General features: G+C 69.2%; 7 protein-coding genes. All 7 read right to left on the bottom strand.

What is annotated here, in order from left to right; genetic code table 11:
* Window positions 1-24: 24 nt before the first annotated feature.
* From BJ997_RS00230 to BJ997_RS00200, 7 genes are read right to left on the bottom strand one after another with little or no spacing between them, the layout of a single operon-like run.
* A complete protein-coding gene (locus BJ997_RS00230) occupies window positions 25-714 on the bottom strand; it encodes a hypothetical protein (protein ID WP_035834583.1) in 690 nt (229 codons plus the stop codon).
* Window positions 711-1,955, bottom strand: a complete 1,245-nt coding sequence (locus BJ997_RS00225; RefSeq protein ID WP_052541832.1) for a DUF5684 domain-containing protein — start codon at window positions 1,953-1,955, stop codon at window positions 711-713. The genes BJ997_RS00230 and BJ997_RS00225 overlap by 4 nt, the downstream gene beginning before the upstream one ends.
* On the bottom strand, window positions 1,948-4,467 hold the full coding sequence (locus BJ997_RS00220; protein ID WP_052541831.1) for a transglutaminase TgpA family protein: 2,520 nt from the start codon (window positions 4,465-4,467) through the stop codon (window positions 1,948-1,950). Before BJ997_RS00220 ends, BJ997_RS00225 begins: the two co-directional genes overlap by 8 nt.
* Complete coding sequence (locus tag BJ997_RS00215) at window positions 4,464-5,834, bottom strand: DUF58 domain-containing protein (RefSeq protein WP_035834582.1); 1,371 nt, start codon at window positions 5,832-5,834, stop codon at window positions 4,464-4,466. Before BJ997_RS00215 ends, BJ997_RS00220 begins: the two co-directional genes overlap by 4 nt.
* The gene (locus tag BJ997_RS00210) at window positions 5,831-6,826 is read right to left on the bottom strand and encodes an AAA family ATPase (protein WP_035834581.1); all 996 of its coding nucleotides are present in this window, start codon (window positions 6,824-6,826) and stop codon (window positions 5,831-5,833) included. Before BJ997_RS00210 ends, BJ997_RS00215 begins: the two co-directional genes overlap by 4 nt.
* A gap of 20 nt (window positions 6,827-6,846) precedes the next feature.
* Window positions 6,847-12,828, bottom strand: a complete 5,982-nt coding sequence (locus BJ997_RS00205; protein WP_052541830.1) for an Ig-like domain-containing protein — start codon at window positions 12,826-12,828, stop codon at window positions 6,847-6,849.
* Entirely contained in the window at window positions 12,828-13,973 is a 1,146-nt protein-coding gene (locus tag BJ997_RS00200; protein ID WP_035834580.1) for a protein kinase domain-containing protein, read from the bottom strand. Before BJ997_RS00200 ends, BJ997_RS00205 begins: the two co-directional genes overlap by 1 nt.
* Window positions 13,974-13,999 lie beyond the last annotated feature (26 nt).

Below are 13,999 nucleotides of genomic sequence, written 5' to 3'. Positions count from 1 at the left end.
CGCTCCGCCGGACTACGCCCCGCATCACCAGCCGGCGAGTGCGGCGACGGCATACGCCGCCGCCACGAGCACGGCCAGGGTGCACGCGATGATCCCGACAAGAGTGAAACGCCGCCGTCGTTGTGCCCGGTCGTTCGCCTGCTGTCGAATCTGGGCGGCCGCTGCGGCGAGTGCCAGCCGGTCGGGATCGAGTGCAACCGACTCCGGCGCGTTCGTCGGGGTGAGTCGCGGCACGATGACCGGAGCCGGTCGCGCCGAATAGCGCACACTGGACCCACTGGGCACCTGCGGCGGTTCGGGCTGGCGCAGGGCGGTGTCGACCGGGGCGACCAGACCCGGCGGGGCTACCCGCCGGCCGCTCAGCCGAGTGTCGGAGTAGTCGGCCGCGCCTGCCTCTGGTGCCTCGGGAGCGCCGGAAGAGCCCGGAGCGTCGACGATTCCGGTGGCGGACGGAGGTGTCGGCTCGGCGGAACGGCGACGCCGCTGAACAACCACGGTGTGGTCATCGACGGGCCGTCGGTCCACGATCAGGGTGTGGTCATCGACGGGCCGCCGGTCCACGATCAGGGTTCGGTCGTCGTCGGGTGTCGGCGCTTCCGGCTCCGGATCGGGGGTGTGCTCGGGAACGCGCGGCGGCGTCACCTGCGGCGCCTCGTGCTGCGGTCCCCGACGAGCAACGATGCGGGTGTCGTCGTTGTCTGGGTCGGTCGTCACTGCTGTGGCTCCAGGTAGATGCGCACCGAAAGCTCACCCAGCAGAAACCTGTCATTCAGGGCCGCGGTAGCGCCAGGGTCGAGCTCGTTCTCGTTGCCGCCTGCCTCGATGAGAACGACGCCGTTGGTGGAGTGCAGGTCACGCACCTGCCAGCCGCCGTCGGCGAAATCCAGTCGGGCATGGGTCTTGGACACTGTTTTGCCGGGGTCGGGCACGGCAATCAGCTGGGCATCGGGGTGTTTCGTACCACGTGCGGGATTACGTCCGAGCAGCACGACGGGCTTGGTGAGCAACAGGGTCACGCCATGCTCGGTCTCGAGTATCCACGGTTTCATCCGGGCCACGATCACGGTCTCATCGAAATCGTCGTCGTCCTGCCCCGCCTCCGGTGGCACGAGCGACGGCGCAGGGTCCTGCGGGGGTGTGCGGAACATGGGCGGTGCCGGATCGGGCTGGGGAGCGGCAACGACCGGCGGGGCGCTCAGGACCGGCGGCGCGACCGGCGGAGCACCCACGACCGGCGGAGCGACCGGCGGGGCGACCGGCGGGGCGACCGGAGCAACCGCACGGCCGGCCAGAGGGTCTGCGGCCGGTACCGGTGCGGCAGTCTTGTTGGTGGGAACCACCGGTTGCGCGCTCGTGTAGAACGGGGGCGGCCCCACCGGGCGAACGCGGGGGGTGGGTGGTGCGGGCTCGGCCTGCGGCGCCGGCGGTGCGGGCGGTGCGAAAGAGGACGGCGTCGAAACGCCGGGGTCGACGGGCGCGCCGCCGTGGGGCGCAGCCGTCACGATCCCGACGGGATCGGCAGCCGGCACGGTGACCGGCACAGCGGCGGGCACAGCAACCGGCGCAGCGGGACCCACAGGGATCGGCGGGGCCGTGTCGACGAGTCGCCGAAAACCGAGCACTCCGGCCCAGATGGGAAACGCCAGCAGAGCGAGCACTGTGAAGCCACCACCCACGGCCATCCGGCGGTTGACGGTGTGCACAGCGAGAGTAAAAAACACGAGGCCGACGATGTTGGCGATCGGCACGACCAGCGCGATGACCCAGAGGCCGGAGCGTCGACCGAGGCCGAAGAGCGTGATCGAGTTCACGATCGGCAACCAGGCCTTCCAGCTCTGTTCCCCAAGCCTGACGAAGATCCTGCCCAGGGCGATCGACGTGAAGATGTACAGGCCCACCGAGAAGATCAGCCCGATCAGAATCGCGGTGACCAAGGTTGCCGTGGTGTCATCCATCGTGGTTCCATCCGCTGTCGTCTCGTTGGTACCGGCCATCTTCGCGGGCTCGGCTTCGTGCCCCGAAGAACCGGCGGGTATCTGCCAGCCGCGAGAATGATCGCAGCGACAGGGCCGCACGCAGGCGCTCGCGGCGGGTGGCGTTTGCGGCAAACCGCGCTCGCTCCGCCGCCACAAGAGTCCAGAAGGCTTCACTGTCGCTCGCCTGTGGGGGTTCCGGTCCGAACACGGCCTGGTCGGCGAGCGCGGCGAGCACTCGGCCGCCAGCGGACTCGTACCGCGTGGCGATCTCGACCCGGGTCATGCTGCCCTGATCGGCGAAACCGAGGTCGACCGCCGTGTCCACATACTCGTCCCACCCACCGGCGAACCGCGCAGACACGTTCTCGGCTCGGGCACGATCGAGGCGCCGCTTGAGCTTGGCCCCCAGTATCACCAGCAACGGCGTACAGACCACGAGCACGGCAAGCAGGCTGATGCCGGCGATCTTCAGCGCCGCAAACAGCCAGGCCAGATCCGGTCCGCTCACCGGGTCCTCTTCCTGCTGATCTTCACCACTCGTGGGGTTCGCGTCGGGCGCCCGTTGCTCGGTAGCGCCCTCCGGCAGCACCTCGGTGCTGTACTGCGGGTCCCGGGTGGCGTCGTCAATCGGTGAGAGCGAGTTCTCGTGCTGGGGCGTGGCGTCCACGGTGACCCAGCCGCCCTCGGAACCGGCCACCTCCACCCACGCCGACAGGTTGCCACCGGAGCAGACCTCGCCGGGGCAGGCCGGAGCAGTGAGGTTCACCTCCGACGCTACGGGTGCGGCGAGGTTGAAGCCCACCACCACCCGGGAGTCGAAACCCAGGTACCGGGCGAGCAGGGCGGTGGCCACCGCGAACTGCTCATCATCGCCGACGGCGGCGACCAGCTGGGAATTCTCGGTGGAATCGGTGCTGTTCTGCTTCTCGAGCAGAGACGTGAAGAGATCATCGATGCGGGCCAGCGAGTGCCCCGACAGGCTCGGTGAGAACGTGTAGTCGCCGAGGTCTGCCGTCCACGATTCGGCTGGCGGCACACTCAGGGCATGGCTGAGGTAGCCGCGTTCCCTCAGCCTGTTGACGAGTTCGGCCAGGGCCGCGCCGTCGTTACCCACCTGCTGGGCGGTCACCCAGTCGCCGAGGCTTGCCGGAAGCAGCGCTTCCTCGGCGGCCGTTGGGCCGGCAGCGGGGCGGGCGAGGTCGGCCAAGCCCGCGGCATCCGCTTGTCGCTCCGACACCATCGTGTACCGATCGCCCTCGGCGAGAGGGTTCAGCTGGATTCCGGCGGCCGTGCCCGCGTTATAGAAGAAGCCGTCGCCGAGGGCGGCGGCATGTGCGCCGGCAAAGCGGATGCTCGCCAGCGGGCCCGCGCCCGGCATCCATACCCCCCGGTAGCCGAGAATCTCGAAACCGGTGCTCAGGGTGCCGTCGGTCGAGCCGAGCGTGTGGGGCACCCGGGCAAACGCCGTGGTCTGGTCGGAGTCGCCGGTTCGGTGATCGATCATGCGAAAGACCTCGCCGTCGTAGTGGCTGAGCACGGCGAGGCGCACCCGCGGCACCGCCGTGTCGGCGGCTGGCACAACCCTGAACAGCTCGGTGTCGTAGGTGTCGGTGCTGAAGTAGCTGCGGTACTGGCTCAGTGGGCTCACGTAATCGCGCAGGTCGACCACGGGGTCGATGCCGCTGCGCAGTACGTCGCGTTGCGGTGTGCCGGGGACTGCGGACACGCCGGCAAGCGTGACGCCGACGGCGAGAGCGAGCACTCCGAGGGCAAAGCCGAGACGCCGAACGCGACCGCCGAGCCCGCCGGGGGTGCGCTGCACGCCGGAGCTGCGGGTGGCCAGATCGAGTGCCCGGCTGCGTGCGAGGTGGGTGCGCCAGGCGAGGTAGCCGAAGGCGAGGAGCAGGGCGGCGACGCCGATGGCGCTTTCTCGCGGCGCCGGCACCGTGAGGCCGACGATCGTGGTCGGCGCACTGACGGCGCTGGACCCGAAGACGAGCCCGAACAGTTGGATGCCACAGACCAGCGGCACGGCGAGGCCGTGCCATCGGGGGCTGCGCCACGCCAGGGAGAGGGCTGCGGTCGTGCCGAACAGAAAGAGGCTGAATGCAGGAACGAGAAGCGCCTGAAACGAACCCACCGGGAGCTGAATCGTGACGAGCTCTTTCCAGCCGAACACGGAGGCCGTGACCAGGTCGAGCAGCCCGGCGAGGGCGGCTGGCACGCTTGCGAGCGCCGACGGCACGGCGAGCGGCACGCCGAGAACGAGGTATGCGCCGAGGGTGACCAGCAGTACCGTGAACCACGACCAGGAACGCGCCGCGCCGAAAGCCGCGATGAGCACCGCCGCGCCGAGGGCACCGGCCGACATCAGGAGGTAGGAACTGTCCCGGTAGATCGGCCAGGCCGCCCACACTGCCACGAGCATCATGGCGACCACGAGAACCCCGGTCAGGACTCCCGGGCGGCGTTCGGGCGCGGACACGCTCATGCGGCTCGCCGGGAGAGCAGGGAACGAAAGTCGTCGAGCACGCCGATAGTCAGCACGCCGGTGCCGGCGAGGTCGCGAAAGCTCGGCGGCTGGCCGGGGCTGCACAGCACGGCGACCACCCGCACGGTACTCGGAAATTTGAGGGTGAGCGCCTGCAGGCGGCGCGGCGTCACTGTGGAACCGCAGACCACGAACGCGATGGAGATGTCGGGCACCACTTGCCCTGCCAGCAGGCACACGTCTTCCACGTTCATGGCCTGGGCGCTCGAGTCGATCGCGGTCAGGTCGTCCAGCAGGGTTCGGGTCGACACGACGCTGAGACTGCGCACCGAGCGGATGGCGGAGCGCACGATATCGGGGATCTCCTCGCTCGCTACGACCGCCACGTCCCTGCCGTCGCGGATGGCCCGCACACCGAGCGACCCCACGGCGCTGACCGCCATCTCGAACTCCTCGTCGGAGTCGTACTCGGTGGTGTTGAGGCTCAGCACGATGGCCAGCCGGGAGCGTCGGCTCTCCTCGAACTGCCGCACCATGAGAGTGCCGGTCTTCGCGGTGGACTTCCAGTGGATGTTGCGCTGTCCGTCGCCGGGGGCGTACTCCCGAATGGCGTGGAACGAGATGTCGGAGTCGACGATGTCGCTCGTCGGGTTGCCTTCAAGGTCCCGCACGAATCCGGCGCTCGTGCTCGGAATCGACACGGTGACCGGGTGCACGAACAGGCGGTGCACGTCGGCCCAGGCCACCTCTCTGCCGAGAACGCCGAGCGGGTCGCTGCGCACTGTGGTCACCGGGCCCACGTCGATGACCCCGCGGCGATAGGCGGGAACTGTGACGTGTTCTTCGTGCTCGTGGCCGGCCCGCAGAAGCGGCACGTAGACATCCGCCAGGCCCTTGCCGATCGGCACGTCGACGCGGCCCGGCAGTGTGAGCCGTCGGGAAACGTTGGTCACGGTGAGGGTACCCAGCACCTCGGAGCCGGCGACGACCCGGTCCAGGGGAAGGGTGAAGTTCACGCTGTAGGAGCGGCCACCGGCCAGAAACGGCAGGGAGATGAGCACGAGGGCGACGGCGACGCAACCGGCGACGGTGAGCTCCGCCCAGCCCAGGGCGAGGCCGAGGGGCAGCAGCACGAGGGCGGCCGCGACCACGACCCAGCCGGCGAGGGTGACGGTCTCCCCCACCCAGGCCACTGCCGCGGTCACACCGTTTCGCACCAGGCGCCACACCCTCATGCCCAGCACCACGGCACCCACGAGGGTCAACGTGGTTGACTTCTTCGTGCGCGTCGTGGAGTACCGGGTATGCGTGGCATGCCCGGTGAAGGTCGAGGTGCGCGTCAGGCGCGATTCGGTGTGAAAACTCACGCCAGGTCGCTCCGACTGGGCGGTACAACGTCGAGCAGGATCTGGCCGATGACGGCGCTCGCGGTCACGCCATCGAACTCTGCCTCCGGGTCGAGCACCATGCGGTGAGCGAGCACCTGCTCGGCGAGGGCCTTGACATCATCGGGGGTGACGAAGACCCGGCCGTGGGCCACGGCCCAGGTCTTGGCCGCTTTGGTGAGCGCGCGCGCTCCGCGCACACTGACGCCCATTCGCACCTGGCGGGCGTCGCGAGTGGCCTCGACCAGGCGGCCGATGTAGTCGTACACGAGGGGGTTCACGAAGACGCCGCGGGCGATGTCACTCATGCTCACGAGCGCCTGCGGGGTGATGACCGGCGACAGGTCCTGACGGATCGCCGCGGTGCCTTCGAGGATGCGGATGGTCGCGGCCAGGTCAGGGTAGCCGAGCGAGGCCTTCATCATGAATCTGTCGAGCTGGGCTTCGGGAAGCCGGTAGGTGCCCGCCTGTTCGATCGGGTTCTGGGTGGCGATCACGAGGAACGGCACGCCGGTGGCACGGGTGACGCCGTCGACGGTGACGTTACCCTCTTCCATCGCCTCGAGCAGGGCCGACTGCGTCTTGGGGCTGGCCCGGTTGATCTCGTCGGCGAGCACGACGTTCGCGAAGATCGGACCGCTGTGAAACTCGAACTCGCCGGTCTTCTGGTCGTACACCGTGATGCCGGTCACGTCCCCGGGCAGTAGGTCGGGTGTGAACTGGATGCGGGTGCTGACACCCTGAACCGTCTGCGACATCGCCCGGGCAAGCGAGGTCTTGCCGGTGCCTGGAAAGTCTTCCAGCAGCAGATGCCCCTCGCTGACCATGGCCGTGAAGGCGAGTTCGATCACGTGACGTTTGCCGAGCACGACCTGTTCCACGTTGTCGACCATCATGGCGAAGGTCGTGGCGAACCAGTCAGACTGCTCCGGAGTCAGTGCGACGGGGGTGCGTGCCGGTGGGGTGGGGGTCATGGGTAGGAGCTCTTTCGGTGTTAGGAAGCGGCCTGGCAGGCGATAGCGGTTGTCGTGTTCGTTCCGGACACGGCGTCGAATCCTGAGGTTTGCGGTGCCGTCCAGCTGAGAGTCCACGCGACGTTCCGAACCTGGGTGGCATCCGCGGGAACCCTGTCTCCGGCGACACCGGCCCACATCCGTCCACCCTGCGGGTTCGGCACGTCGTACTCGGCGCCGGTAACCGTCGCCACGGCGAGGCCGGTGGCGGTGGCATCCACGGCGACGGCGAGCGTGCCGCCGATCACGCAGCCCGCGGTGGTCAGGCTTGGCACCGAGTACCGCAGTTGCCAGGCCCGCGTCGGGTCGGCGGCGGACACCGGTGACGATTCGCTGCACAGGGTCGGGTCGGTGATGGTGCAGTACTTCACGCGGATGCCGGGGTCCTGGCCGTCGGGGATGGACCCCATGCCCTCAAACACGGCTTCGAAGTCGGCACGGGGGCCTGCTCCGGTGGCCCGTGGCTCGTCGACGGTGTAGCTGCCACCGGCCGGCCCCGACACGGCGTAGGTGTAGGCGCGGTCGCCCGGGGCATCCGGTTTCACCCACGTCGTGATGGTGCCGGCGTCTGCCTGGGTCACTCCGTAGCCATTCGAATAGCAGACCGTCACGAAGTACTTCGTGTGCTTGAGCAGCCCGCTGATCGTGGGATCGGTCGATTGTGCCGGCGTGGCCGAGCTGAGGCCCCGGCCGGTGGGCCGCACCAGGCAGCTCGCGCCGGCGGTCGGCGACGCGAGATACAGGGTCTCGTCGGCCAGCACGCTCGAGTTCGGGTTGAACCCGGCGCCCGCAACGGTGATCGTGCTGTCGGTAGCGGAGGCGGTGCCGACGCTGGTGAGCGCGGGCGAGCCGGCCACAAGCACCGTCGTGGACGTGAGCTGCTCGGTCGGGCCGCTGCCGGCCGGTTGCTCGTTTCGACTCAGCGGGGTCACTGTCACGTTCTGGCTTCCGACAGCGAGCACGAGCCGCAACGCGGTCGTTCGCCCGGGATCGGCGGTCACCACCGTGCCGTTCACGTTGTAGCGGTCGGTCGAGGGGTCGTTGTTCTCGATCGTCACGTCCACGCCGCCAGCGGAGGGGCTCGTCGTTCCGGCGTCATAGACCGGCTCTGCGGTGAGAACGCCCATGCCGGGAGTGTCATACGACCAGGCCGTCACGCTCACGGCCGCGCGGGACTCGCCGACGGCGTTGACGGCCTTGGCCTCGTAAAGGGCCTTCGGACCGTTCTCGTTCGTCGACACCACGCCGCAGCTGCCGGAGACGCTGCAGGTGCCCACCGGGCTGCCGTCGCGGTAGAGCGCGAATCCGGTCAGCGCGGGGTACGCCGCATTTGCTCCGCCGGGGCTCACGGAGAGAGTCACGGAACGGTCGCCATAGGCGATCTGCTGCACGGAGTTCGGTGCCCGGGGGAAGCCCTGCAGGTCGACGGTGACGGATCCGTTGCGGTTGCCCGCACTCACGCGGCCCTGCGCGTCGCGAACGGCGAAACTGGCCTGACACACGCCGCCCGGGGTCTCCCCCGACCAGCTGGCCCGCACCTGCCGGTTGTTCTCAACCGCGAAGGACACCCCGGCGCACGTGGTGGGCGCGGAGACAGACACGAGTTCGAGCGGGGTGCCGTCGTACAGGTTGACCTCTCCGCCGGCTCCGATCACCTCAACCGAACAACTCGACCCTGACGACTGCGAGCAACTCGTGGCGACAGTGCCGCCCTTGGGGAGCTCGCTCGGCGCCGGGCCCACCGTGAGCGCGAGCAGCGCGGGTTCGGCGTCCGGGTGGCTCGACAGGCTCACCGTCACGGCCGCCGTGCGACCGGAGACGGCCCGGTCGGCAGCCGTGACGGTGAGGACCGCGCCGTCCTGGGTGACGCTGAACTGGTCGGAGGAGAAGGCCGTCGCGAATTGCAGGGCGGGCAGGGCGCCAGTGCCCTGCCAGTCCACCATGTGGCTCAGGTCGTAGCGGATGCCGGCGGCGCCCGGGCTGTGCGTGAGTGCGGCCGGGCGCAGTTCCGGCTGAGGGTCGAGCGGCACGACCACGATCGGCACGACGAGCTGGGTGTAGTCCTCCTGGCCGTCGATGCGCACCGGCACGGTGCACGAGTCGGTCCACGGCGCGCTCGAACCTGCCGTGTAGGTCACGGTCGAGCCCTCGCTCGCGCAGGCCGCTTCGGCGCGCTCGCCGGCGGTGCGGATGCCGCGACGCTCGAGTTGCAGGGTCATCCCGGTGGGGATCGACACCAGGCTCGCCATGTCGAAGCTCACGGTCCCGTCTTCCGGAACCTGCTGGGCGACGGTGCCGTTCTTGAGCGCGAGGATGATGGCATCCGCTGCCGGTATGCGCAGGAAACCGTATGTGGTGATCTCGTCGCCCTGAAAATTCGGCCCGGTCAGGGAGAAGGGTGCGAGGAGGCCCTCATCGGGAACCTCACCGCTGATCTTCCAGCCGGAGACCGTGAGGCCGGGGTGACTGCCCCACAGGCGGAGGGTGAGATCGGACACGTCGCCGGAGCTCCAGGAGACCTTGTCGGTGACGACGTCGATTCCGTCCTGAAACAGCTCACGTTCGTCCAGGGCCAGCGTCGTATCGAGCACAACCGGGTAGTCCGGCACTGAGGCCCGCACTACCTTGACCACGATGAGGCCCTGCCCCACGTCGTCGTTGGCGTTTTTCACCGAGTACACGAAGGTGAGCAGAGCAGGCTCGGCGCCGGCCGTGAACACGACGCGGTTGTCGGACTGCGAGTCGATGCGTTCGAGTAGGGCATCGTGCTCCACGGTGCCGACCGCCGCGTCTGGCACCACTCCGGTGAGCGTCAACGCGCCCCCGCCGGGCTCGATGTCGTTGGCGGCCGGCTGCACAACCACCTGGTTGTCGACTCCCACCTGCACCTCGACGTAGTCGCTGAAGGTGATCGGGCTGGGGTTCGAGCGCTGGTCGAGCACGCCGATGCGCACGAGGGCGGTGCCGGTCTGGCCGCCGGTGTCGCGCACGCGGTACTCGAACTCGATGGCGCCGTTGAAATCGAGCGGGCTTGAATAGACGATCGCATCTCCGGTGGGATTGATCGACGCCGTGCCGCGCACCGGCTGGGTGAGCACCCTGTCGAGCAGCACGGTGTCGCCGTCAGGATCGACGCCAAAACTTTCGAAGGGAATCTCGATGTTCTCGCCGGAGAGCACCCGTCCGGTGAGGGTGCGAGGCTGGGGCGCGGCGTTCTCTCCCTTTGCGATCACCTCGACCGTCACGACGGCGGAGTCGATGAGGTCGGGGGCACCGGCCACATAGATGCTGTACCCGATCTCGTAGCTGCCGGGCTGGTCTGGCGCAAGATAGCGCAGCTGCGAGCCCGCGGCGAACGCGAGACCCTGCTCGCTGCGATTCTGCACAGAATCGGCACCCAGCATCACGATGTTGCCGTCGGCGGCCACGTCGTTGGCGAGCACCGGAATGTTAATCTGAGCGCCGACGCGCACCGAGACGCTGTCGTCCATGGCGATCGGCGCCTGTGGAACTGAGGGGTCGAGCAGGTACACGGTGGCCTCACCGCGCACCGTGTACAGCGGGTTCTCGGTGCCGTCCGACACCGTGTAGCGCACGGTGCCGAGAAGGCCGGGCCGTTCGTCGAGGGTCGAACCGCGCACGCGCAGCACGTTCTGGCCCACCACGTCCACGCTCAGCGAAGCGCCCTCCACAGTGGTGGGAATTGCGTCGCTGAGCAGCAACACCCGGCCGGCCGGGTTGGACACCGCGGTGAAGACGTCCACGCTCGTGTCGGCCTTGGGGCGCACGAACACCGTCACCGGGGCTGTCGTCAGAGCCTGGGCATCCGCTGACACCACCGAAATACGAACGAGGGACACCACTTCGCTCGCGTCGTCGGCCACGGTGAGGCTCACCGTGTAGTTGCCGGGCTGAGTCGCCGTGAAGTCGAACGCGCTCTCGGTGCCGGTGATGACGACGGTCGTGCCTTCGGCGCCGGCCGGCAGCGTTGCCGAGCGGATGCGATAGGCACCCGACGCGCCGGTCACGTGCTCGGCCGGGCTCACCGTGAGCCGCTCGTTCACGGAGGCGAGCACCGCGAAGGAATCCACCGTGAGCCGGGGCGTTGGCGTGACCAGAATCGTGAGGGGCTTCTCGGTGACGGCACCGCGCACGTCGGAGACGCCGAGCATGATCGTGACGGCCTGGGCAGACTGTTCGGCGGCGTTCGGGTGCTTGTAGACGAGCCCGCCGGCGGGCGTCACACTCACGGCGCCGACGCCCGTGGTGTTGACAGCGGATGCGACGAAGATCGGGTCCCCGTCGGGATCGACCCAGCCGGGCAGCACCGGAACCGTCACCGTGCCGCCGGGTTGTACCTCTGGCGCAGGCCACTCCTGCAGGCAGCCGTCGGTGCCGCACCACACCGGCGCCCCATTCACATCGTCGCCGTGCACCGTGAGGGTCACCGTGGCCGCCGCGGAGTTGAGGCCGTCGGCGCGCGACCCGTCGGTGACAGCGTAGGTAAAGGTGGCGCTGCCCTGCGCGCCCGGCACCACCTGCACCGCGACACCCTGGTTATCGTCGGTCACCGTGACGACGCCGAAGGCCGGGTCGAGGGCGGATGGCGAGTCAGGCACGACCGTGAGCACGTCGTCGTTGGCGTCGTGGTCGTTGAGCAGCACCGGCAACACCGCGAGTTGGTCGGCCCGAACGCCGAAGGCGTCGGGCACGGCCACGGGAGCCTTCGGTTCCACGACCTCCGCGGCCTCGGCCACATCGTCCTGCCGCTGCGGCTCTTCGGCCACGGCGAGCGTCCAGTCCTGGGAACTCGGCACGAGGGCGCCGTCGGGAACGGTCCACACCCATCCGCTTCGCGTGTCGTTGAGAATCATCAGCGACTCGGTGGAGCGAAAGGCCGGCGCGGCATCGCCGCCGGGAGTGAGATCGCCGTAGCCGAGTGGGCTTTCACCGGCCGACTCACTCCAGAGGATGCCGCCGCTCGCCGTGCCCGGCAACCACGCCGCGAACCGCTCGCCGTCGAACTGCGTGGGTGCGGCCGGTGCGCCGAGTGCGGTTTCGGAGTCGCCGACGAGCTCGGCACGGGCTCCGTCGGAGAGCGCGAAGGAGACCAGGCCGGCTTGGTCGGCCAACAGCACGTCGTCGGCCGCGGCACTCGGACGCTGCAGCAGCGCGAGCTCGCTCAGGCCGGTGTCGATGGGCAGCGTGCGATCGGCAAGCCACAGGGTGTCCCCGGCAGCCGCGAGCAGCGCCCAGGTGTCGCCGACCGCGCTGAGCTGGGAGCCGGCGTCGGCCGGCCCGTCGGTCACGTCGTCTTCGCCCGCCACGGAGAACTGTGCCAGATCGAAGCTCAGCACGGTGTCGGCCTCGCTCGAGTAGCTGAGCAGCAGGCCGTCGGGGGTGATGGCGAGGGCGTCGGCCACGTACCGGCGCGCCGTCTCTCCTTCCGCCACGTCTTCGTCGGCGTAGGGGTTGACCTGCCGCGGCGCGTCTGTGGAGCCGACCTTGGCGACGAAGACGGTTCCGGACCCGGTGAGATAGCCGACCCAGGAACCGGAGGAGACCACGGTGCGGGTGCCGGCCGGTGTGCTGTCGTAGGCGGTGGGGTCGTCGCCGAGGTCGATGGGCGCCGCGAGGCTAACATCGACGACCTTCTCGTTGTTCTGAGCGTAGAGCAGAACGGCGTCGTCGGTCTGCACGAGTTCGCTCGGCGCCGGAACCGTCTTGACGGTGTCGAGTTCGCGCAGGTCGGTGTTGATGCGCGCGTAGCGGTTGCCGTCGCCGCTCTGCAGAGCCCAGATCGAACTCGCGTTCACCGGGGTCTGCTTCACGTCGAAGCCGTCGACAACGATGGCCACCGTCGCGAGCAGCGCCGCTATCGCGGTGACGGCGGCGACGCGGATCACGCCGAGGCGAGCCTTCGACAGCACCCGGCCGCGGCGGCGAGCACGCCGGCCCGCCACTAGGCCTGCCCCACGACGACGACCACGAGGAGGGTGGCGACCACTCCCACGATCACGGCGCCGGCGAGCAGCAGGCCGAGAGTCAGCAACGAACGGCGGCCGCTCGGCCGTCGTTCCTCCCGCAGTCCCGTGCTCTCACGCGTCTGGGACCGTGGGCGCTGCGCGCTCCGACGCGTTCCCGGGCGCAGGGTGGGGAGCACCACATCGGAGATCACGACGCCGCGCGCCTCCCGATTGTCGAAGTCGACCGGCGCTGCCGCAGCGGCCAACGCCGCATCCGCCACTTCGAGTGCGGTCAGCGGCACGCCCATCTCGCGCTGCACGCGCTGCAGGTCATACGCGCATTCGAGCAGGCTCGACTGGCGGGCGTTGGGGTCGCGGCTCATCATGCGCGCGAGGCACACCTCGAGGGAGGCTGGCACATCCGCTCGCCCGATGCTCGTGTACTTCGCGCGGGTGATGCGGTGCGTGAGCTGGGCCCTGGAGCCGGAGGAACCGTCGACGGTCTCGAACGGGGCGCGGTCGGCGAGCAGGGAGTAGAGCGTGGCACCGAACGACCAGACTTCGGTGGCGATCGTGCCGGTGGTGCTCTCGTCGACGACCTCAGGGGCGCTCCACGGAAGCGACATGGCGAAGATCTCGTTGCGGGCTCCCCCGGACAGCGACGCGGCGATGCCGAAGTCGCCGAGCACCGGGCCGCCGTAGGTGGTGGAGAGAATGTTGGACGGCTTGATGTCGCGGTGCAGCACCCTGGAGCGGTGCGCGGTCTCGAGCGCGCAGGCGATCTTGATGGCCACGGCGAGCGCCGTCGAGACGGCGAGGGGCACCGTGCGCTCGCGCGGGGAGAACGAACCCGGGCAGTATTCCATCACCAGGTAGGGCCGGCCATCGGCCGAGATGCTCGCCGCATAGACCGTGAGAATCGACGGATGCGAGCTGAGCCGGGCCATGACATCCGCTTCGGCGTTGAAGGCGCGCAGCACGTCGTCGTCGACGATGTCCTGCAGCAGCACCTTCACGGCCACCGAGCGGCGCGGCATGTTCTGTTCGAACAGGAAGACGTCGGCGAACCCGCCGGTACCGAGGGGACGAACGTAGGTGTAGCCCGACAAGACGGGCGGCGCGGAAGGGAGACGCCTGCCCACTGTTCCCCCGTTGCTCAACCCGGCCC

This window comes from Cryobacterium roopkundense (assembly GCF_014200405.1).
In the GTDB taxonomy this organism is placed as follows: domain Bacteria; phylum Actinomycetota; class Actinomycetes; order Actinomycetales; family Microbacteriaceae; genus Cryobacterium; species Cryobacterium roopkundense.
This window is presented reverse-complemented; position numbering and strand designations above follow the sequence as displayed.

What these genes read in the sequence shown, in the direction of transcription:
- BJ997_RS00210 (WP_035834581.1), bottom strand. Translation starts at nt 6,826, where the DNA reads ATGACCCCCACCCCACCGGCACGCACCCCCGTCGCACTGACTCCGGAG.
- BJ997_RS00220 (WP_052541831.1), bottom strand. Translation starts at nt 4,467, where the DNA reads ATGAGCGTGTCCGCGCCCGAACGCCGCCCGGGAGTCCTGACCGGGGTT.
- BJ997_RS00225 (WP_052541832.1), bottom strand. Translation starts at nt 1,955, where the DNA reads ATGGATGACACCACGGCAACCTTGGTCACCGCGATTCTGATCGGGCTG.